This is a genomic window from Paenibacillus sp. PvR133, assembly GCF_017833155.1.
Lineage (GTDB): Bacteria > Bacillota > Bacilli > Paenibacillales > Paenibacillaceae > Paenibacillus > Paenibacillus polymyxa_B.
The window spans coordinates 1,343,669-1,364,762 of record NZ_JAFIBS010000001.1 but is presented as its reverse complement, the minus strand read 5'-3'; the positions used below and the strand labels follow the sequence as shown (position 1 = coordinate 1,364,762).

Annotated in this window: 18 protein-coding genes; all 18 read right to left on the bottom strand. The window is 48.6% G+C overall.

Annotation, left to right across the window (positions count from 1 at the left end):
* Positions 1 to 253: 253 nt before the first annotated feature.
* A complete protein-coding gene (gene ftsH / locus JOE49_RS06115; RefSeq protein ID WP_028542511.1) occupies positions 254 to 2,293 on the bottom strand; it encodes an ATP-dependent zinc metalloprotease FtsH in 2,040 nt (679 codons plus the stop codon).
* Between the two features lie 97 nt (positions 2,294 to 2,390).
* Positions 2,391 to 2,930, bottom strand: a complete 540-nt coding sequence (gene hpt / locus JOE49_RS06110) for a hypoxanthine phosphoribosyltransferase (protein WP_023986447.1) — start codon at positions 2,928 to 2,930, stop codon at positions 2,391 to 2,393.
* A gap of 47 nt (positions 2,931 to 2,977) precedes the next feature.
* Positions 2,978 to 4,426 carry a tRNA lysidine(34) synthetase TilS gene (gene tilS / locus JOE49_RS06105; RefSeq protein ID WP_023986446.1) on the bottom strand — a complete coding sequence of 483 codons (1,449 nt, stop codon included), beginning with the start codon at positions 4,424 to 4,426 and terminating at the stop codon, positions 2,978 to 2,980.
* 66 nt (positions 4,427 to 4,492) lie between these two features.
* Complete coding sequence (locus tag JOE49_RS06100; protein ID WP_023986445.1) at positions 4,493 to 5,431, bottom strand: protein kinase domain-containing protein; 939 nt, start codon at positions 5,429 to 5,431, stop codon at positions 4,493 to 4,495.
* Positions 5,415 to 6,164 (bottom strand): vWA domain-containing protein, encoded by a 750-nt coding sequence (locus tag JOE49_RS06095; protein ID WP_023986444.1) that lies wholly within the window; start codon positions 6,162 to 6,164, stop codon positions 5,415 to 5,417. Before JOE49_RS06095 ends, JOE49_RS06100 begins: the two co-directional genes overlap by 17 nt.
* A 126-nt stretch (positions 6,165 to 6,290) precedes the next feature.
* Positions 6,291 to 8,798: a stage II sporulation protein E gene (gene spoIIE / locus JOE49_RS06090; RefSeq protein ID WP_209940734.1), complete on the bottom strand. Its 2,508-nt coding sequence runs from the start codon at positions 8,796 to 8,798 to the stop codon at positions 6,291 to 6,293.
* Between the two features lie 292 nt (positions 8,799 to 9,090).
* Positions 9,091 to 9,297 carry a hypothetical protein gene (locus JOE49_RS06085; RefSeq protein WP_023986442.1) on the bottom strand — a complete coding sequence of 69 codons (207 nt, stop codon included), beginning with the start codon at positions 9,295 to 9,297 and terminating at the stop codon, positions 9,091 to 9,093.
* Between the two features lie 6 nt (positions 9,298 to 9,303).
* Positions 9,304 to 9,828 carry a S1 domain-containing RNA-binding protein gene (locus JOE49_RS06080; protein WP_014279051.1) on the bottom strand — a complete coding sequence of 175 codons (525 nt, stop codon included), beginning with the start codon at positions 9,826 to 9,828 and terminating at the stop codon, positions 9,304 to 9,306.
* A 123-nt stretch (positions 9,829 to 9,951) separates the two neighbouring features.
* On the bottom strand, positions 9,952 to 10,281 hold the full coding sequence (locus tag JOE49_RS06075; protein WP_013308137.1) for an FtsB family cell division protein: 330 nt from the start codon (positions 10,279 to 10,281) through the stop codon (positions 9,952 to 9,954).
* Positions 10,282 to 10,285: 4 nt separating this feature from the next.
* Positions 10,286 to 10,864: a spore cortex biosynthesis protein YabQ gene (yabQ, locus tag JOE49_RS06070; protein ID WP_023986441.1), complete on the bottom strand. Its 579-nt coding sequence runs from the start codon at positions 10,862 to 10,864 to the stop codon at positions 10,286 to 10,288.
* Complete coding sequence (gene yabP, locus JOE49_RS06065) at positions 10,861 to 11,145, bottom strand: sporulation protein YabP (protein WP_013368685.1); 285 nt, start codon at positions 11,143 to 11,145, stop codon at positions 10,861 to 10,863. Before yabP ends, yabQ begins: the two co-directional genes overlap by 4 nt.
* Before the next feature lie 179 nt (positions 11,146 to 11,324).
* A complete protein-coding gene (locus tag JOE49_RS06060; RefSeq protein WP_016818913.1) occupies positions 11,325 to 11,603 on the bottom strand; it encodes an RNA-binding S4 domain-containing protein in 279 nt (92 codons plus the stop codon).
* The gene (locus JOE49_RS06055; RefSeq protein WP_007428028.1) at positions 11,603 to 11,875 is read right to left on the bottom strand and encodes an HU family DNA-binding protein; all 273 of its coding nucleotides are present in this window, start codon (positions 11,873 to 11,875) and stop codon (positions 11,603 to 11,605) included. Before JOE49_RS06055 ends, JOE49_RS06060 begins: the two co-directional genes overlap by 1 nt.
* A gap of 333 nt (positions 11,876 to 12,208) precedes the next feature.
* Positions 12,209 to 13,708, bottom strand: a complete 1,500-nt coding sequence (gene yabN / locus JOE49_RS06050; RefSeq protein ID WP_209940733.1) for a bifunctional methyltransferase/pyrophosphohydrolase YabN — start codon at positions 13,706 to 13,708, stop codon at positions 12,209 to 12,211.
* Between the two features lie 159 nt (positions 13,709 to 13,867).
* Positions 13,868 to 15,526 carry a putative polysaccharide biosynthesis protein gene (locus JOE49_RS06045; protein ID WP_209940732.1) on the bottom strand — a complete coding sequence of 553 codons (1,659 nt, stop codon included), beginning with the start codon at positions 15,524 to 15,526 and terminating at the stop codon, positions 13,868 to 13,870.
* 141 nt (positions 15,527 to 15,667) lie between these two features.
* On the bottom strand, positions 15,668 to 16,210 hold the full coding sequence (spoVT, locus tag JOE49_RS06040) for a stage V sporulation protein T (protein ID WP_023986438.1): 543 nt from the start codon (positions 16,208 to 16,210) through the stop codon (positions 15,668 to 15,670).
* Positions 16,211 to 16,377: 167 nt separating this feature from the next.
* Positions 16,378 to 17,496, bottom strand: a complete 1,119-nt coding sequence (locus JOE49_RS06035; protein ID WP_023986437.1) for a peptidylprolyl isomerase — start codon at positions 17,494 to 17,496, stop codon at positions 16,378 to 16,380.
* Complete coding sequence (gene mfd, locus JOE49_RS06030; RefSeq protein ID WP_209940731.1) at positions 17,480 to 21,007, bottom strand: transcription-repair coupling factor; 3,528 nt, start codon at positions 21,005 to 21,007, stop codon at positions 17,480 to 17,482. Before mfd ends, JOE49_RS06035 begins: the two co-directional genes overlap by 17 nt.
* Between the last annotated feature and the right edge of the window lie 87 nt (positions 21,008 to 21,094).

Below are 21,094 nucleotides of genomic sequence, written 5' to 3'. Positions count from 1 at the left end.
ATAGCGCACACCATAGGTTCTACAGTATGCGCTCACGTATATGTTCAAAATGATAGAAAGTCGATTGCAGCGGCTGTTGGCTTTTATAAGCTAAGAAGACGACAGCCGTTTATTTAACAATAAATGTACACAACGTTCCGGTGTCTGTCAAATCACGTTAGCAATAATCTTCCATTTAAAAAGCTCCGGAAAACCCATAATACCTGGTTCCCCGGAGCTTACATATACGCTTATTCAACTATCCATCGGATGATTAGGTTGTTGTCGGTGGAGTACCACCGGAGTTGCCCGAATTGTTATCATCCTCTGGCTTTTGCAGATTAGGGATATCATTCGGTTGATCCGTTGTATTCTTAGGCTCGTCATCCTTACCTTGAATACGTACACGGACGTCTCCAATGTTGTCGATCACAGGCTCACCATTTTCCGGTGTTCCTTCTCCCTCAGTCGTGCCACCATCCAAAGAACCTGTCTCGATCAAACGTTTGATTTGTTCAAGTTCCAAGGTTTCTTCTACCAGCAAGGTTTGAGCAATCAAATGAACCTCTTTGGAATACTTGGTCAGGAGTTCTCTAGCACGCTCATAAGATTCAGTGATGAAGCGATTCATCTCCTGGTCAATCTGATAAGCGATCTGATCACTGTAGTTCTGCTCATGACCGATATCGCGTCCAAGGAATACTTGGCCTTGTGAAGTACCGAACTGCATTGGACCAAGCTTCTCACTCATACCATATTCTACGATCATGCTGCGTGCAATGCTTGTCGCTTGCTGGAAGTCGCTATAGGCTCCCGTTCCGATCTCACCAATGAACAGTTCCTCGGATACGCGTCCACCCAACAATCCAGTGATTTTGTCCAGCAATTCCTGCTTGGTAGTCAGCATGCGGTCTTCCTTCGGAAGCATGATGACATATCCGCCTGCACGTCCACGTGGAATAATCGTTACCTTGTGAACCATGTCGGCATTTTCCAAGAAGAAACCAATAATCGTATGGCCTGCTTCATGATAAGCAACAATTCGTTTCTCGCGGTCACTGATTACGCGGCTGCGTTTTTCTGTACCTACGATAACACGGTCGATGGCTTCATCTACTTCTCGCATCGAAATATCTCTGCGGTTACGACGAGCCGCCAACAAGGCAGCTTCGTTCAACAGATTTTCCAGATCAGCGCCTGTAAAGCCTGTTGTACGTTTCGCAATTACGTCCAATTTAACATCCTTCGTTAATGGCTTGTTGCGAGCATGTACATACAATACTGCTTCACGGCCTTTAACATCTGGACGGTCAACCGTAATTTGACGGTCAAAACGTCCTGGACGAAGCAACGCCGGGTCTAAAATATCAGGACGGTTTGTAGCCGCTACGATGATGATACCTTCGTTTGCGCCAAATCCATCCATCTCTACGAGCAATTGGTTGAGCGTCTGCTCACGTTCATCATGTCCGCCACCCAATCCGGCGCCACGTTGACGTCCAACGGCATCAATCTCATCAATGAAAATGATACAAGGTGCGTTCTTCTTCGCGTTCTCGAACAAATCACGAACACGGGAAGCACCGACCCCGACAAACATTTCTACAAAATCAGAACCCGAGATGCTGAAAAACGGCACTCCGGCCTCGCCTGCAACAGCTCTCGCCAAGAGTGTTTTACCCGTACCTGGAGGGCCCACTAACAGAACACCTTTTGGAATACGAGCGCCCACAGCTGCAAACTTGCGTGGGTCCTTCAAGAATTCTACGACTTCGACAAGCTCCTGCTTCTCTTCGTCAGCCCCTGCCACGTCCTCGAACGTAACCTTCTTCTTCTCTTCGTTATACAGACGGGCTTTGCTCTTGCCGAAGTTCATAACTTTGCCGCCACCGCCCTGTGCCTGATTAAACAGGAAGAAGAACAACAGGAACATGATCACCAAAGGAATGATAGAAGTCAAAAACGTCAGCCAAATGCTTTCGCCTTCCATTTTCTTCTGCACGTATTCAAACCCGTTCGTTTCGCTGGCATTCACCAGTTCACTTAGTGCTTGATCCGTTGGTGGAACATATACGGAAAAATTGGTCGATTTAGCATTAGCCGGCTGCTTCTTATATGCACCGGTTACAAGATAGGCGTAACCGTCAAATTGGACCGTTACTTTAGAGATGTTATTAGCTTTAACCTCTTGCCGTAATTGGTCATATCTAGGGAGATCGGAGGCTTCGTTACTGTTGCTAACAAACTGAACGATACCCACCACAACTAAAAAAAGAATCAAATAAAAACCAGAATTCCGGATGAACCGATTCATCCCCTACCTCCTCTCGAGACACTTAAGTTATTTTACCATAGCCTGTAAGTCCTTCTCAACAAAGGGCCTTATTTAGTCCTAGGACTGGAGGCTGAGATTAGCTGGTGTAGATTTCCGGCTTTAAAATCCCTATGTATGGGAGGTTCCGGTAGTGCTCGGCATAGTCCAGACCGTAGCCGACAACAAACGCATCTGGAAGCGTAAATCCAGTATAATCTGCTTCAAGATTAACTGTCCGGCGTGCAGGCTTGTCGAACAAGGTTACGACACATACCGAATTGGCATTACGGTTTTTAAGCAATTCAATCAAATGCGTCAGCGTCAGGCCGCTGTCGATAATATCTTCGACAATCAGAACGTCGCGTCCTTCCACAGATGCGTCCAAATCTTTAATGATTTTGATGATACCTGAGGATTTTGTGGATGCTCCATAACTTGATACAGCCATGAAATCAAGCTCCAACGGCACTGTAATGGATTTAACCAAATCAGCCATAAAGATAAACGCACCTTTCAGCACGCAAATCACCAATGGATTTTTCCCTTCATATTTTACGCTGAGCTGTGCACCCAATTCCTTAATTTTACTCTGAATTTCTTCTTCGCTGATCAATATTTCCTGAATATCATTCTGCAACGGTGTAAACCTCCTAAGTTTATACTATGAAAGCCGTTCCTGCGCAATTACCGGTGCCCCGGACTCTCTCGTCTTTGCCATGACATATATATAACCGAAGACGTGTGCTTTTGCACCGCGGCATGTACAGAACGTCGTACGCCCGGAATCCAGAGAATAGCCCCAGAGTGGTCGCAGACGATGGGAATAACGGAACGCATTGAAGGAGGTATTTTTTCATCAATAAAAATATCTTTAACCTTTTTTCTTCCGTTTAATCCCATTACATACATGGTATCTCCAGGTAATCGCGAGCGTACAGTCAAAGGCAGACTCAATTGATCTGCGTCGAACCACGCTTCCTCCTTATTCACCGGATGGTCCGCATCCGAATAGGAAGCCCTTCGCCACCGAAGTATACCACCTGCCTCAGGCAACTCTAGCTCACCGGAAATAGGCAATACACTTAGTCCATAGCACCATTCGCCCATAACGACTTGCGTACGGTCAAACAAAACCGCCTGGTCATATTCGCGGACTCCAACCGCACCGCCTCCCAAATCCAAACTCCATGTAGACGATGCCTCTTGGAGAAGTCTTAGTCGAACGGTCTCAATTTTACGAAAATCAAAATTTTCACTGTCCGAAGGCAGATAATTTAATATTAGTTTAATCAACCTCCGTTGTAAAGCAACGGATAGCTTACGGTATGAAGCGATGGGAAACATGTACCTGCCATTATCCAAGCGCACCATTTTCTCGTATGCCGACAGTGTGGATGCCTCCATAAAGTCATTTTCGTCAGCCATCGTTTCGGCCAGCCGGTTTAGGGACGGTGTCAGTCGCTCATTATATTGCCCCAAAAAAGGAAGCACATCCATGCGAATGGCGTTACGACGGTATTTGGAAGATAAATTAGTGCTGTCTATCACATAGGAAAGACCATAAAAGTTACAAAACTCAATCAGGTCAGCCTTGTACATACGTAGTAGCGGGCGAATGAGTTGCACATTTTTTTCCCTGCGCGCCAAACGCATACCCGCCAAACCTGCTGGGCCGCTACCACGCAGCAAGTGCAAGAGAACCGTTTCGGCTTGATCGTCGCCGTGGTGGGCCATTGCAATATGCTGCGCTTCCCACTTTGTAGCCATATCATGTAAAAAGCTGTAGCGCAGCTCGCGGGCTGCTTCCTGTGGCCCCTTCCCGCTCTCCTTCATATAAGCGGGTACATCCACCCGAGCCATTTCAAATGGAAGTTCAAGCTTTCGGGCAATATTGCGTACCTCTTCAGCCTCCGCATCCGATTCCTCTGGTCTGAAGCCATGATGAACGTGAGCGCAGACGAGTTGTAAAGGCATATGTATAACGGATATTTCATGTAAAATGTGCAAAAGGGCCACCGAATCCGGCCCCCCGGATACAGCAACCACAATGCGGTCTCCGGGGCTCCACAGTGAATGATCTCGCGCCAAGGCGAGCACTTCCTGTACAACACCGGTCGGTTTTGTTGTTCCCATTCACGACCCTCTTTTCTCCCGACCGTAAAAATGATGATCATCTGTTATCTTATGTAAGTCATGCTGCTACCTTAACGCAATCCAGAGCGCTCCGGCAAGCAGCAAAAGCGATACCGTAAAAGCATATCCCAGCCAGCGTGGGTTCCCTCTTTTGACCGACGATTGCCTGACATGTGCGGAAGCCAAACGTGACCAAGATCGGGCCGCTGCACGAGTATCGGAATATTCTCCACGCACTGCACCCAGTAGCCATTCGGCATAGGGGCGTAATACACGGCTGCGGCGAATGATGACCGTCAATTCTGCCGTATTACGCAACTGTGGCAACCTGCTCGCAGCCGCCTTTAACGATTCGCTCTCCAATATATGAATCGTTAGAAGAGCGAAGGCAAACAGGTCATACTGGGAATCGGCATTTCGGCTGCCAGCATTCCAGAATCCCCTGTCATACCATTCTGTAAATTGTTTAACACTCCGACCAGCAAGAGACACCCCACCGTAGTCAATTAATTCAGCCTCTCCATAGGCATTGACCAAAATATTCTGCGGCTTCAGGTCGCCAAACACCCATCCTGCCTGATGGAGATCCGCCAGACGATTCAGTATACCGGTTCCAGCCACACCATACCATTCCGGCCCTTTGGCTGCCACAAAACGATGAAGCGGATCACCCTTAACATATCGCATAACATAAAAGGGGATTTCTCCGCTGCGTAACACTACATCATCCACCTCAAACAAAAAGGAAGGATTTCCATTTCGCTGAAGGGCGGCCTGAGTCCCCTGAGACTGCAATGTGGTTAGCACATTAATCTCTGATTGCAGATCAAGCGTGTTCTTCCCCATTTTCAGAGCAAATTGCCGATCGGCCTGTGCTTCTTTTACCAAATATACAGTTCCGTTCGCTCCCCGGCCCAGCAAGCGCTGGATGACATAGCTGCTCCGCTTCCACTTGCCCTTGATGACCGTTCCGGGTGCAAGAACGGGATCAGACGACGTAGTCACCGAGCATCCCTTCTCCTTTGCCATAGGATTCTTCCAGATCTTTCTGTTCTCCTAGTGTAACATATCGGTAATAATCAATCACTTGTAAAATGGCAGGACCTGTCGGTGTTGCCCCTTTCATCCGCAAGCGTCCAAATATCGATTTGATCTGGTTAAGCTCAGAGGTCCAACCGATATCCATGACTGCGTCTTCTCCCATTTTTCCGCCCGGAAAATGAAATACAGATATACGGCTGTGTCCGCTTCTGGACTGTAAACTGAGCAGCAAATCACGAATGCTGTCCTCTACAGCAGGCAGCTTGGGCTTCATGCTCGCACTTGCATCAATGAGCAAAGCAATCTCCAGGGTGCTTGTTTCTGTCAGCTCATCCATTACCTCAACCACTTGGGCTCGTTTTGCCGGAGGAAGTTCACCGATATGTTTGGCGCCACCCTCACCCAGAATGTGCGTTAACTCTCTATTAACCGCCTGCTGAATGGTTTGAACCACCGTTTTGCGCGTCATCATCTGCATGGTCTGAGCCAACTGCTTCGTCCCAACGATTTGGCTAAACCCTCCCCCTGCTTTAGCAATTTCTTGAATCTCCGCGCTGCCAAGCTCGCCAATAGTTCCATAATCTATGACTCCGGCGACGTTCACTGTAATACCTTCTCGTAAAGCTTGGGCAGCCGCCATGACTGGACTAACACCTACATTAGAGCATCCGTCTGTAATGATCAAAATTTGCTTCATCGTTTTTTGACCTCCGCTTCCTCTTAATCTATCCCGATAGATTCTATCTTTGCCTAATCCGGAACGATTCAAACGAAGGATGCGGATTTTTAAAAACGAATAAGGAATTTCCCGGGCAATGTCGGATTAGCTCACCGTCCGTGGACGTTCCAACCACCTCATGCCAGGTACATGGAGAGTTGCCCATTCTGGGCGGAAGTGATCTATTTTACTAACGACTACTGTCATATCATCATAGATTTGATTTTGTTGGTATCGAATAACCCTTTCTAGTAAGCAGTCGGCCAACTGCTGTGGATCTTCGCTTTCAATTTCCTGAATCATGCGTTTCATCCATATTTCCTTATTAACCGCATAACCCGGTGAGTCGTATATACCGTCTGTAATCATAATGAGAATATCACCCGGCTGGAGCTGCAGTGATACCAGATCAATTTCAATATCCTGTATAATGCCAATCGGCAAGTTGCTGGCAGATACGGGAATGACCTCCTCCCCTCTTTTAATAAAACTCGGCGTAGACCCAATCTTCATAAAGGTTGTCTGGGCCGTGTACTGATCAATCAGCGCCATATCGACCGTAGCATACATTTCCTCAGGTGATCGCAGCATCAGGACAGAGTTAACCGACTTGATCGCCAATTTTTCGTCCATACCCGACTGCAGTAATTCCTCCAAAATGTTAAGTGCTGCACTGCTCTCTTGCTGCGCGCGCTCTCCGTTCCCCATACCATCGCTTAAAGAGACTGCAAAAGTCCCGTTCCCTAGCTCCATCATGCTGTAGCTGTCTCCTGAGAAAAAATCGCCTCCTTTGGCGGCACTAGCTACTCCTGTAGCAATCTCATACGTTTTAGCAGAGCCGAACATGACTGTAGCCAAGCCTTGGCGGCGATCTGCCTCCGTTTCGCGCATCACAGCTATATGCTCGTCCAGTATGTCCGACAGAAGTGGAGCAATGATTTTCCGACATTCATCAAATCCCCTTGTATAGGCATGGACAATCTCAATTTCTACCTGACCTGCATCCAGGTTAATGATCTCAATGGATTGAATGGACAAGCCCAGTCTATCAAGAGCCTCCCGTATTTGCTCCTCCTGCCGATGCATGGTCTGCCCTTCCCGCTGAATTTCTCGCGCTAAATCCTCCATGATTTGTGATACACCCGATAGCTGGTCAGCAACAAGCTGACGACTATCGTATACTTGGCGCTTCCACTGCATATTATGTTGGTAGAGGCTATACTGCTGCTTCATCACTTGCAGGACAGCGCCCGTTTTAGCACATGCCTTGCTCCATTGCGGCGGTATCTGCTCTGGTTCCAAATCCGGGTTATCCTCAATGGCGCTCATCATTTCCGTCATATACTGATGAGTTTGCATAAACTTGCCGTCCCAGCACTGCTCACACTTGAAGCAGGAGGCACATGTCCCTTCCGCCACCGCATTCATAAAGTGTTCGATTTCACCATCCGACTTCGTGCTCTCACTCGCAGATATCTGATGAAAGCTGCGGGATAGCTGACTGAATACACGAGAAAACTTCGTTACCCGCTCTGCGGTGAGGTCGCGGACCCTTTTGGCATACTCATGCTGAGATTTGGCGTGGTCCTGCGTACCGGGAACATAGGTAGAAACCGCTTTAAAGAAACTTTTTGGGGTCATTAAGAATAATAGAATTGCCGCACAGCTCTCCCAGGTTGACGTCAGCACGTCTCCGGTCCCGTCCAAATAGATCGTCAGAATTGAGGAGCCTAGCAGCATCCCAAGCGCAACAGCGCCTTTTTTCCCTTCACGCAGCATTCCTGCCAGCAAACCTGCAAAAGCGAGTAAACTCATCTGCACAATTGCAGACATATTGGCCAAGCTTAAAATTAAACCAGTAATTACACCGACTGATGCACCCAGCGAAGCACCTCCCACCAAAGCAAACACCAAGACCAAATATCGCGACAGCACATGATCGACAGACAATGAATGAACAGTCCAGCCTACTGCTCCCGTCATCACAGAGGCTAATAAAATAATAAGACATAAAATTTCCTCATTTTTGAGCTGGCTTGTCTTCTTGCGGTACGTAAACAACGGTATGGCCTGCGTGAACACCAGCGTAAGCATAAAGCTGAGAACCGCATCCGTTCCCACAATGATAAGCTCATACCATGTGAAAGTTGGAGCCATCACGGTGTTAAATAAATTGACCATAAACACCGACAAGAAAACCATAAGCGGGGCATAGGATAATTCCAGACGGTCGAAGGCTCGTAGCCCGCGATACAGGAGATAAAATACCAGTAGCTCACCACCAATCATAAATAACGATGGGTAAGGAGCTAACAGGCTGCCTAACACAACTGATACAGCTACAGGCAGCATCAGATCACGCCGAAGAAACGTTATGACCGCAAAATAAGCGAGGGCAAAGGGAGAAAGCTCGTCCAAAATAGTGGCGCGTCCCAGTAGAACTCCCATAGCTGACAATAGCAGCATCCATCTTTGCGCCGTTACCCATTGCACCACTTTATGTGAATCCAGCCGTTTCTTGAGTCTGGAAGACCAACCTTCCGTACGCTCTTTGGATTTGGACTTTCTAGATTTTAACCCCGGAAAATGTACCACGTTCCATTTCTCCATCATGCGTCAGGCACCCCATTCATCAATTTGATGTTCCCATCTTAAACCAGAACGATTGAGAAAGTTTGTCAGAACCTCACGTCTTATTCCAAGAAATTTCCGACAAAAAAACGTTCTGCGCGAAAGGACAGAGCATCACTCTGAACATCAAGCTACGCCCGTATGGAAGCCGATGAAAGAAACGTCCCGCTACTCCTTACATAACCTCTCGATGTCGTTCATCCTGATGTCCAAACTAGCGATTCGCACAGAAGATAGACGGAAAACCGTTGGAGTTTGTCGGACGATTATGTCCTCACGACAAAAAAAACATCCACTTTCCAGCATCGTAGCTCTTATCTTCTTCGCCAAAATTGCGAATCTCATAAATGCCCGTACGACTAACCACTGGATTCAGCGCCGACAGACGCTGCTTATCGCATCTGTTGTCGGTAGAACGCAAAAAAACCGTAGCAGTCTCTCGACTGTACGGTTTTCCGTGTATGATTGATACGGTTGTCAAAGTGAATTAAACACGCTTCGCGCCGCGTCCTCCGCGTTTACCTTCGGTGTTCTTTTTCAGCGACGAAATGCGTTCCTCACTATCTTTCAGGAAGCGTGACATTTTATCCTCAAATGAAGGTTTACCCGGTGCAGGCTTGAAAGAACGGCCTCCACGATCGCGGTTGAAACCACCGCCACCACCACCGCGTCCTTGACTTGGACCTGAACCTCCACCGCCGAAACGGTCGCCTCCGCCTGGTCCTCCTGTACGCTCCGGTCTTGGAGCTCTTGGGGGACGGGCTTCACTTGCCGGCTTGTCAATCGTTTGCTTAATGGAAAGTCCGATTTTGCCATCTTTGTCAACATTAATGACTTTCACCGTCACAACATCATTAATCTTCAGGTGGTCGTTAACATCCTTAACATAGTTATCGGCGATTTCCGAGATGTGAACGAGACCCGTGACACCTCCAGACAAATCCACAAATGCTCCAAAATGCGTGATGCCTGTCACTTTGCCCTCTAACTTGGTGCCCACTTCAATTGCCATAGAATAAAATGATCCTCCCTTAAAATATACAACCGATTTTTTTGCAAAAAAATCCCGCTGTGGTGATTTGATTATACAAAATGGCGGAACCAAGGTCAACTAAGCATTGGTCCGATAATGTTCCTATTTCTGATCTCCGATGATTGGCGTCTCTTCCGGTTTGTAAAGACCGTACTTGCTTCTGGCAATCTCGCCAATGTACTCAGGGTCCTTGAGACGATTCACTTCGGTTTGAAGCTGTTGTTCCGTTTGTGTAGCAGCTTGCTTCTGCTTTTCCTTCTGGGTGAGCTGTTCACTTCGATCGGCCATAATCATGCCTTGAGAAAAAAAGGTAAAAATTGCCCAACTACCAAAGGCGGCAAGCGATAGCAACCAAATCATGATTCGCCTGCGCCCGCCCGCGTTGGACTTGGACGTAGAAGATGAATGGCGATCTACAGACGAATTACGCATGATACTACCTCCTTCCAAACCATCTTTTCGCTGTGTTTTTCAGTCTGATACCCAGCTTTACGAGCAACTCTGGAGTCTTCCAGCGCGCTTTAAGCGGACCGATCAGCCATAGGATCGGCTTCCAAACCGGCATCAGGATGTATATCAGCATCCTTCCCAGGAACACAATAAGTGTCCATGTCCATCCGACCAGCTTGCGTAACAGCCGATACAGCGCTAACACCGGAAGAACAATCAGGATGCGCAGTATGCTGTTCACGATCAACGTCAGTCTGCGAACTATCTCTAATAACATTACCACAAAACGTTGGGTTGTAACACTAAAGGCCCAAAAATAGAGCCAAACCCCCAAAAGTAGTCCTAAAAAGACATAAAACCGCAGCTCACCGCGATTACTCGCGTATAGCACACGGAAAATAAACAAAGCCGAGGCCACCCAGTACAGCACGTCCAACATATGAACGCTCCAGCGGGCAAAATGAAAGCGGATGGACAGCACCCGGTAGCTGTCAAACACCACTCCCATGGCTATGCCCGACAACAGCATCCATGTCAATGTCAGCCATTGTGTGTAAGGGTTCATTTGAAGAGCTTGCCGAATAGGCTTTTTCCGTTTTTGGCCGGGGCCCCGGGCTCCAGGTAGACGAGGGAAGTAATCAAACCTTCAATGGACAACAGCCCCTCTTCTAGACTGAGGTTTTTGATATGTAAATGTTGTCCGCGAATGGTGAGATGGCCCAGCTCGGTCTGAAGCAAAAATTCTTCACTGTCAAAGCTCTCCACATTGCTGACGCCTGAAATATCGAGTTGCTTGCGGCTTTGCATGCGCAGATCATGGTGCTTGGACTTCCCTTGTTCAATCATGGCATGTACCCCTCCTTCTGTTCTTAGCTTATGAAGGGGGCCGTATGATTTAGAACCGCTTTTGCTGTTAATCAGCATATGATGGACGAAACCTCGTCATCTAAAGAAAAAAAAGCACTCCTTCATAAAATAATGAAGGAATGCTTTCATGTACAGTTGTGAGAAAATCAGATGTCTGCTTACCAGTTCAAACCATTGTCCCTGGCAATAGGCTCTTCCTTTACCAAAGTGTACATACTTGCAGCCTCGTCCTTGCGTGTAGTGTCGGCGAGCCGTTCCACTCGCACGGTCACCAGCTTCTGGCCAAACTGGACGGTAATTTCATCGCCTACTTTGACCGCACTGCTCGGCTTGGCTTCGCGTCCGTTCACCAGCACTCTCCCTTGTTCGGAGACGTCCTTGGCTACCGTACGCCGCTTAATCAGCCGCGAGACTTTCAAGAATTTATCAAGACGCATTAGTTAACGGCTTCTTTAAGCTTATTACCGGCTTTAAAAGCAGGAACGGTCGATTCTGGAATTTCAATCGTGTTACCGGTTTGTGGATTGCGGCCTGTACGGCTGGAACGCTTGCGTGTTTCGAAAGTACCAAAGCCGATCAGTTGCACTTTGTCACCGCTAGCAAGTGCATCTGTAATTTCACCAAGAACGCCATTCAATACAGCTTCAACGTCACGTTTGCTCAAACCGCTTTTGCTGGAAATATTGTTGATCAGATCTGTCTTGTTCATAAGATAAAAGCCTCCCAAATGTCAAAAAATAATCATCACGCTGCATGTCCATTTATGGAGCAGACGTGAGGTCCAACTGTGGCCGAAGCCCTCCTGAATGTCACTGTAACACGCTTAACTATAAGCTACAGTTATTTTCAGAATTACTACAAGTTATTCTGGCTTGTCCGTAAAAATCCTGCAATGACAGGCGTTTTTTTATTCGACCCCAGTTAAGCCAACATCCTACTACAAAACTCTGTCCATTGGCAAGTCTTCACAAACTGGGCCTTCTTTCAACCCTGCATATGTCTCATTTTACTGTTCTGTGCAGCCAAAAGCGAATATGTGGAATCACGCTTTGCCAAGGAGCTTTTTCGCTTCCTGCCAGTAAGTCTCCATTTCATCTACGCTGCTTTCTTCGGGACGACGCCCTTGCTCGCGTAATTTCTGCTCAATATACTGGAAACGGTCGACAAATTTGCGATTGGTGGCGGACAATGCCTCTTCCGGATCTACTCCCATGAACCGGGCTGCATTCACTGCAACAAATAATACATCGCCTAACTCCAGCAACTGGGCTTCCACGGCATGCCCTTCACGAACCGCTTCCTTCAGCTCAGCCACTTCTTCGTCCAATTTATCGAATACACCCTCAATGCTATCCCAGTTAAAGCCTACTTTAGCTGCTTTCTTCTGGAGCTTGTACGATTTCATAAGAGCAGGCAGATCACGTGGAACCCCATCCAGTACGGAAGGGTCTGCTGCCGTCGTGCCTTTAAGCCGTTTTTCCTCAGCCTTCATCTGCTCCCAGTTTTGCAGCGCTTCTTCCGCATCATTCGCTTGATTGTCACCAAATACATGTGGATGACGGAAAATAAGCTTATCATTCAGCCCCTGGATAACATCATACACATTGAAGGTTCCGACTTCCTCTTCCATTTGGGCATGCAGTAAAATTTGCAACAACAGATCGCCCAGCTCTTCCTTCATATGCTCAGGGTCGTCCTCATCTATCGTTTCAATGACTTCATACGTTTCTTCGATCAGATTTTTGCGGATCGACTGATGTGTCTGTTCACGATCCCATGGACAGCCTTCCGGACTGCGTAAAATATCGACAATCTCGTGTAAACGGTCAAAAGAACGCCGTTTCAGTGCCTCATCTTCACTGCGAGGTATGTATACCAAGGATAGGTTCCCGTAGCCCTCTACTCGATCTAGCTCGTACAGCGGCACCTTGCGCACCGCTTCCTCGCCTTCCACCCCAAGAGCGTGACCGACGTACACCTCATAATCGTCAGGATACCGCTCCATCAGGCACAGCTTCACATCAGAAGCCGTGAAGGTGTCATACACCTGTCCGATCAGCGTATGCAACTGAGGCTGGAGCCAGCTGGCATCCAGTGTACCTGCGTCCAACAGTTGGAAACCCTCGATCGGATCAAAACCAAGACGCACAAAAGCTTCATCCAGGAAACTTTCGCCACCCAGAATGTTCAGTTCAATCCCTTGCGCAGGACAACGCTCCTTAAGCAACTGCACCGCTGCTTCTGCCACCATCGGATGACCGGGAACCGCATATACGATTTCGCTTCCGTCTACCGCCTTAGCAGCCATCGTAATCAATTGGCTGGTAATTTCCTCGTATACCTCTGGAAAAGACTCCTTTGTCTCATATAACTCGTCAAACGACTCAAAAGCCACTTCAAACTCATTCAGCACTTGAACCGCAGGATGCTCCTTGGTCCGCAGATAGAGCGCTGAAGCGCCCCGCATTTTGTTCAATATCCCTATCGTAAGCTGATCCGGATCTCCCGAGCCCAAACCTACGACCGTTAATGTTACGCTCATATCCAATCCTCCGTTTCGCAGAAACAAGGTTCGTGCTCGAAAAAATATACGGCCTACCCCCGCTTCCGCTTCCTTTGCTTTGGGATTTACTATACCACAAAGTTGTATAGGCTCATAAAATGGCTGTGCCGCTTTCACGCCCTAAGCCCTATGCCTGGGCTAAGCCAGTACGCGCAGCCTGCGCAGCACGGCTGCCAGCGGGCGTCCGAGCTTGGGCACCGCCACAAGCTCGGCTTCCGTGATCAGCCTCAAGCGTGCGAGGCCGATCACGAACACAACGGCGCCTGCTGCTACGCCCAGCAGGCTCTCCGCGGCTGCCGTGGCGCGACCTCCGGCAGCCCATCCCAAGGCACCCAGCACAGCGCTGGTGCCCCACATCGCCGCCCCGGCCGCACCAGCCAGGGCGATAAGCAGTGCCGCCGGCTTGAGCACGCTGGCGGACCAGCTCCCACGCATGCCTACCAAGCGAGCCAGCAGCACGATGTTGATCACCGCCGCCAGCAGATAGGCGACAGCCCCCGCAATGGCGGCTCCAGCCGTGCCTAGCTGCGGCACGAGCAGCCAGTTTAGCAGCGCCTTGGCTACTGCGGCCGCGAGCATTGCCAAAGCCGGCGCGCGAACCGCGCCAAGCCCTTGCAGCAGCGCAGCCGAGATGATGCTGAGCGTGCCGCCTACGGCGGTTAGCGCCATCCAGCGCATGACCTCGCTGCCGGTGTCGTCCGCATACAGCATCACATTGACGGGCACAGCCAGCACGATCAAGCCTGTCGCAGCGGCTAGTCCCAGCAACCAAAACCAGCGCAGCGATTGCTCGCACTGGCGACGTGCCAGCTCCGTACCGCCGGTCACCCGCGCCTCAGCCAGCGATGGAATGAATAATGCCGACAGTGTGGTAGCAAACATCATGACTAACTGTACCAGCGGCAGACCTCGGTTATACACGCCAAAGGCCACCATAACCGCAGTATCGTCCAAACCCTCCTGCTTTAACAAGCGAGGTACGGTAAAAGTGTCTACCAGGCTAATTAACGGAACGGCTAGCGCTCCAAGGCAAACAGGCAAGGCATAACGCAGCAGCGCCTTTAGCAAGGCACCGTTGCTTTCCGCCGGGTGTAGCTCTCCAGTTTGTGCTTGCACTGTCGCCATGACCGTCCCTTGCCTTCTAAGCCTCTTCCTGTGATTTCGCCAATATAGCAACATGACGACCAATCCCGCTGCTCCACCTGCTGCTGAACCAAACACTGCTCCGGCGGCAATCATATCCGCCCCCGCTCCTTGCGACAGCATGAGCAGCAACAGCATAATCATCACGCTTACCCGTATCGCCTGCTCCGTCACTTGGGAGATAGCAGTCGGAAGCATATTTTGCAAACCTTGAAAATATCCTCTCAATCCCGCCATAACCGGTACGAACAAAAAGGCAAACGCCGCCGCCCTCACCGACGGAATAACGTGAGCATTGTCGATCCATTGACCAATGAGCGGCGCGCACGTATACATCAGCACGCCCAAGATCAATCCAAAGACACCCAAGACAAGCGAAGATAGCCGAGCAACACGTTGCCCCGCTGCCCGGTTTCCCACTGCCTCAAACTCAGCTACAAATTTGGATATTGCAGCCGGAAATCCAGCAGCTGCAATGGTAATGAACAGCGTATAAAAAGGATAAACCGTATTATAAATGCCAAACACGCCGTCGCCGCCGATATTCTGCAGCGGGATTTTTTGCACTGTGCCGATCAGCTTGCTCGCTACTGCTGCCAGTGTCAAAATGACAGCACCTCGTAGCAGCCGCGAAGCGGCGCGATTTTCCTGCATTCTCCGTCTCCACTCCCACCTGAAATATGCATCTTTCACGAGTCCTATTATACCGCCTCTTCTCCCGGAAAGAAAAAAAACCCTGTACAACGCAGGACGGCTTTCGCCATTCTGTACGTCATACAGGGGTGAAACGGGATGTTACTGTTCCATTTGTTTGCCCAGGAAGCCAGCGGCTGTTTCAGCCATTTTGATCTCCATTTCGGACATTTTTACATTTTCGTCCTTGTTCAACAATACAACGGAACCAATGGGATCACCACCGGAAACAATGGGAGCCGCCACAAAGGACGAGAGTGTTTCTTCGTGGTCTCGCGTTAGCTCATAGGAGCCGCTGGCTGTCTCCAGCACAGTTTTGCGATTATCCATACTACCTTCGATAATGCTACCGATTGGCTTGTCCAGAAACTCTTTTTTAGAGCCTCCAGCCACCGTAATAATGGTGTCCCGATCGGTAATCATTGTAATATGGCCCGTGCTTTCAAACAGGGACTCAGCATATTCTTTGGCGAAATCACCAAGTTCACCAATAGGTGAATACTTTTTCAAAATGACTTCTCCGTCACGATCCACAAAAATCTCAAGCGGATCTCCTTCACGAATTCTCAAGGTGCGGCGAATTTCCTTTGGAATAACTACCCGCCCAAGGTCATCAATACGGCGAACTATACCAGTAGCTTTCATTTCACATGTTGCCCCACTTTCTCAAGAAGAATTTAGTAAACTACTGACGGTATCGAAAGACGCTTCCACTCCCCCAGAAGCGGTCACGAAGAACGTCACGGTCATGGTGTTTATGGTGATATCTGACCATAGTATTCATCTGTTCCCAATTCCTTATGCATGTTCAGTTATTTACCTTCGTTTGTAGCTCCATCTTTGGCTGTTCCTGCATTGGTATCGCCCGTACCGTTTGTTGCTGCGCCCGGTGTAGTTGTGCTACCAGCACCGGAAGTTGCACCGCTTTTCTCTTGCGTAGCTGGTACCTTCGGCAGATTGATTTTCAAATCAAGCTTCGTCAAATCATTTTCGGTAAAGTTTTGGATACTTTCCCCGGCCAATTTATTTTTCAGGGCAGCCTTTTCGTTGTCTTTCAATTTATCAAACGTTGGCTCATTGCGGGACTCCACTTTGATCACGTGATATCCGTATTCCGTTTCCACTGGCTCACCGATTTTGTTAATCGGCTGAGTCTCAGCGGCCTCTTTAAATGCAGGTACCCATTGCGCTACGGATGCATTCTCATACAGGCCTCCGTTAGACGCAGAACCTGGGTCTTCTGAATACTTCTTGGCAATCGTCGCAAAATCCGCTCCTCCGTCCAGCTTCGCCTTCACTTCTTTAGCCAGCTTGAGGGTATCCTCTTTTTTGCGCTGTTTCTTCGTTTTAGGATCTTCGAAGTTAATCAATACATGACGCACGGTTGCTGTTGTGAATTGATCTTTATTTTTCTCAAATTCCTGTTTTAGCTGATCATCTGTTACTTTGTTGGTTTCGCTGTTGATTACCGTCATTACACGCGTGAAGTAATCTTTCACACCTTGTTCGGTCAGTTTTTTATCACTCAGAAATGTCTTGAACTTATCTTCTCCGACTGACTTTTTATACTGCTCCAGCTGTTCGTTCCCTTCTTTGGCACCCTGCTCCTTGGCTTTGTCGTCCGCTTTGGCCGCCAGAAGCTTGTACACCACTTCCTGCTTTACAATTTGCTCCCGTACCTGATCCGAAGCTAACGCAGCCTCATATTCCGGGTAAAGGAATTTCATCATGCTGATTTCTTGGTTGAACTCATTTTCGGTAATGGTTCCACCCTTATAGGTCACGACAACCTTGCTGTTGTCCTTCGGTTCATCCTTGACCTTGTTCTCATCCGCTTGCTTCGTACATGCTGCCAGCACGGATATAGCTAGCAGCGCTGCCATTCCCAAGGAGAGCATTCTCCAAGGTTTTCTTTTATTTAGTTGTGGCATTTTGCAGTTCCTCCTTCAATGTGAATGCTTCTTTCAATGCACTCAAAAATTGTTCCAGCAGTTCTAGCAACTGTGGATCATTTAGACCTTTGCCCTTTATGCGTGCGCTCATAGAAGTGCCCTGTTCAAATTGTACACGTCTTTCAAAGCGATTGCCAATCTCGGCAAGTTTAGCAGTCTGTACCGCCTGCTGGCGTCCTTCATGGAATTTCAGCACTATATTGTCATCCCGTTGCACCATGGACTCGATGCCATACATGCGTCCATATACCTTGAGGCGAGCCACGGCTAGCAAATGACGCACAGCCTCTGGCAGATCGCCAAATCGGTCGACCAGTTCATCCTCCAGTTCGGAAGCCTCGTCAAAAGTGCTGACCGCTGCAACCTTTTTATAAATCTCAATCTTCTGGATGCTGTCATAAATATAGTCTCCCGGCAGGTAAGCATCGACGCCTAAATCAATCGACGTACTCCAATTCCGATTGGACTGATCCTCTTCTCCAAGTACGCTGACTTTACGTTTATTAATTTCCTCAGCCAGCATCTGCGAGTAAAGATCAAAACCGACGGATGCGATGAATCCATGCTGCTCAGCGCCAAGCAAGTTACCCGCTCCACGGATGGACAAATCGCGCATTGCAATCTTGAACCCGGAGCCCAGCTCCGTAAATTCTTTAATCGACTGAAGGCGCTTCTCTGCCACTTCCGTGAGCACCTTATCCCGCTGGTACGTAAAGTAAGCATAGGCAATCCGATTGGAACGACCTACACGCCCACGTAGCTGATAAAGCTGGGATAGCCCCATTTTATCGGCATCATGCACAATGAGTGTATTCACATTTGGAATATCCACACCGGTTTCGATTATGCTCGTGCTGACCAGTACATCATATTCGCCATCCAGGAAATCCAAAATAGTTTTCTCCAGTTCGGTTTCGGACATCTGTCCGTGACCCACGCCCACCTTGGCCTCCGGTACGAGCGCATTGATCTCTGCAGCCATCTCCTGAATTCCCTGCACGCGATTATACAGATAGTACACCTGCCCTCCGCGTGCCATCTCGCGTTCAATGGCCTCACGAACTAGAGTCTGGCTGTGCTCAACCACATAGGTTTGCACTGGAAAACGGTTTTCCGGTGGCGTCTCAATGACTGACAAGTCACGTACACCCAGCATGGACATATGCAACGTACGCGGAATAGGTGTTGCCGTTAACGTCAGCACATCTACGTTCGTTTTCAGCTTCTTCAGCTTTTCCTTGTGGGTTACGCCAAATCGCTGTTCTTCATCGACAATCAGCATTCCGAGGTCCTTAAACACCAGATCCTGCGACAACAGACGATGGGTACCAATGACAATATCGACCGTGCCTTGCCGGACTCCTTTAATCGTCTCATTCTGCTCTTTGCGCGAGCGGAAACGGCTCAATACCTGAATATTGAACGGATACCCTGAAAAACGTTCACGGAACGTCTCATAGTGTTGTTGTGCCAAAATTGTCGTCGGTACCAGCACCGCTACTTGTTTACCTTCAATAGCAGACTTAAAAGCAGCACGAATAGCAACTTCAGTTTTGCCGTAACCTACATCACCGCATAGCAAACGATCCATCGGGCGACTCTGCTCCATGTCCTTCTTAATCTCTTCAATGGCCCGAATCTGGTCACGTGTCTCATCATATGGGAACATATCCTCAAACTCTTGTTGCTCCGGTGAATCCTTTTCAAAAGCAAACCCTGGTGCCGACTGTCGTTCTGCATATAGCTTGATCAAGTCATCCGCAATATCCTGAACCGAGCTGCGCACCTTACTTTTAACCCGTGTCCACTCATTGCCACCCAGTTTATAAATCTTGGGTTCCTTGTCCTCTGAGCCGACATATTTCTGAATCAGATCAATTTGTTCAATCGGCACTGACAGCTTATCTCCACCCGCATAGAGGACATGCATGTAATCCTTATGGATACCGCCAACCTCCAGCGTGCCGATCCCCATGTACTTCCCGATCCCGTGATTTTGGTGTACGACGTAGTCGCCCACCTTCAGCTCGCTATAGCTCTTAATCCGTTCTGCATTGTCCACATGCCGGCCCTGCTTACGAGCTTTCCGCTGCTTCTGGGAAAACATTTCTCCCTCGGTTATGACTGCCAGATGAATAGACGGCATTTCAAAACCGCTTTGCAGATTGCCGATAGCCATCGTCGGCTCATCAATACCGTAATCTTCAAGCACTCGGCGCATCCGGTCCAGACGTTCATCTCCACTCGCCAGCATCATAACCTGTGTGCCGGCTTTGCGCCAACGATCCATCTCCGCCTTGAGCACATTCATTTGGCCATGGAAATCCTGCATGCCTCGGCAGATGAAGTTCAAAATATTTTGTGGCTGGGTATGAGGAACCTGACGGAGGAAAATCGACAGAAACAACGTCTGAAATCTCCGGTTGTACAGCAGATTGTCCGCGTCATCTGACAGTTCTAGCTGCGGTAACGTTTTACCGTTTTGAAGCAAATGCAGATTCCATTCTGACTCATCTCGTTCCAGTTGCTTGGCTGTTTCCAGCATACGTGCCGGTTCATCAATAATCAGAATCGTATCTTCCGGCATATAGTCTGCTAGGGTTTTACGTTCAAGATACAGCAGGGAGATATATTTATAGATTTCGTCAAAATACACATGCTCTCGCAGCAACTCAATTTCACGATGGATCTCTTCTTTCAGATGCTGCTTAGCTTGACGATCCGTCATTTTGCCCAGCTGCTCCTCCAACAAAATAGCAGCGGCATCCGCCGCCTGGTCCATACGCTGGTTATTCGCAATAACTTCCTTACACGGTGTTACAGTAACGTCCTGAACCTTTTCCACCGAACGCTGATCTTGCGGATCAAACTTACGGATCGAATCAATTTCATCGTCAAACAGCTCCACACGATAGCCCCAACGGGTTGTCATGGGATAAAAATCAATAATTCCTCCGCGTACGCTCATCTCTCCACGTGATTCCACACGCTCTACACGCTGGTAGCCCATCTCGACCATATGTAGCAAAAACGCTTCCAGCTGAATCGTTTCGCCTTCTTTCAGCTCAATACGAGCCTCACGCCATGTTTCCGGGATCGGCAGTAAACGTCGGACACCAGAAAACGGCACGACAACAATCCCACGAAAACCCTGGGCGCAGCGTATCAATACATCAATTCGTTGGGACAATGTCTCTGGACTGGATATTGCTGCTTCAGCAGCTACCAGCTCATTAGCAGGATACAATAAAACCTGATCAGGAGAAAGCGCTTCCTGTAAGTCATCTGCTATTTTTTGAGCGGCAAACATATTGTGCGTCATGACCATTAACGGTCGTCCGGTATCTTCGGCAAGCGCGGCCATCAGTACCTGTCGGGAAGAGCCTGATAAACCTGATATCAGTTGTTCCTTCATTCCTGATGATATACCTGCTGCAATGGATGCATAATCAGCATCCTTCGTAAAAGCCTGAATAAGTGCTTGTAACAAAAAAGGCACCCCTTTATGCTTATAAATAGTTACATGTAAACCGAAAAAGAAGCCTCAGCAATGCTGCCAAGGCTCCATAAGCGGAAT

Excerpts from the sequence above, each read along its gene's own strand:
- ftsH (WP_028542511.1), bottom strand. The coding sequence starts at position 2,293 with ATGAATCGGTTCATCCGGAATTCTGGTTTTTATTTGATTCTTTTTTTA.
- tilS (WP_023986446.1), bottom strand. The coding sequence starts at position 4,426 with ATGGGAACAACAAAACCGACCGGTGTTGTACAGGAAGTGCTCGCCTTG.
- JOE49_RS06095 (WP_023986444.1), bottom strand. The coding sequence starts at position 6,164 with ATGAAGCAAATTTTGATCATTACAGACGGATGCTCTAATGTAGGTGTT.
- spoIIE (WP_209940734.1), bottom strand. The coding sequence starts at position 8,798 with ATGATGGAGAAATGGAACGTGGTACATTTTCCGGGGTTAAAATCTAGA.
- JOE49_RS06080 (WP_014279051.1), bottom strand. The coding sequence starts at position 9,828 with ATGGCAATTGAAGTGGGCACCAAGTTAGAGGGCAAAGTGACAGGCATC.
- JOE49_RS06075 (WP_013308137.1), bottom strand. The coding sequence starts at position 10,281 with ATGCGTAATTCGTCTGTAGATCGCCATTCATCTTCTACGTCCAAGTCC.
- yabQ (WP_023986441.1), bottom strand. The coding sequence starts at position 10,864 with ATGAACCCTTACACACAATGGCTGACATTGACATGGATGCTGTTGTCG.
- yabP (WP_013368685.1), bottom strand. The coding sequence starts at position 11,145 with ATGATTGAACAAGGGAAGTCCAAGCACCATGATCTGCGCATGCAAAGC.
- JOE49_RS06060 (WP_016818913.1), bottom strand. The coding sequence starts at position 11,603 with ATGCGTCTTGATAAATTCTTGAAAGTCTCGCGGCTGATTAAGCGGCGT.
- JOE49_RS06055 (WP_007428028.1), bottom strand. The coding sequence starts at position 11,875 with ATGAACAAGACAGATCTGATCAACAATATTTCCAGCAAAAGCGGTTTG.
- yabN (WP_209940733.1), bottom strand. The coding sequence starts at position 13,708 with ATGAGCGTAACATTAACGGTCGTAGGTTTGGGCTCGGGAGATCCGGAT.
- JOE49_RS06045 (WP_209940732.1), bottom strand. The coding sequence starts at position 15,526 with ATGCAGGAAAATCGCGCCGCTTCGCGGCTGCTACGAGGTGCTGTCATT.
- spoVT (WP_023986438.1), bottom strand. The coding sequence starts at position 16,210 with ATGAAAGCTACTGGTATAGTTCGCCGTATTGATGACCTTGGGCGGGTA.
- JOE49_RS06035 (WP_023986437.1), bottom strand. The coding sequence starts at position 17,496 with ATGCCACAACTAAATAAAAGAAAACCTTGGAGAATGCTCTCCTTGGGA.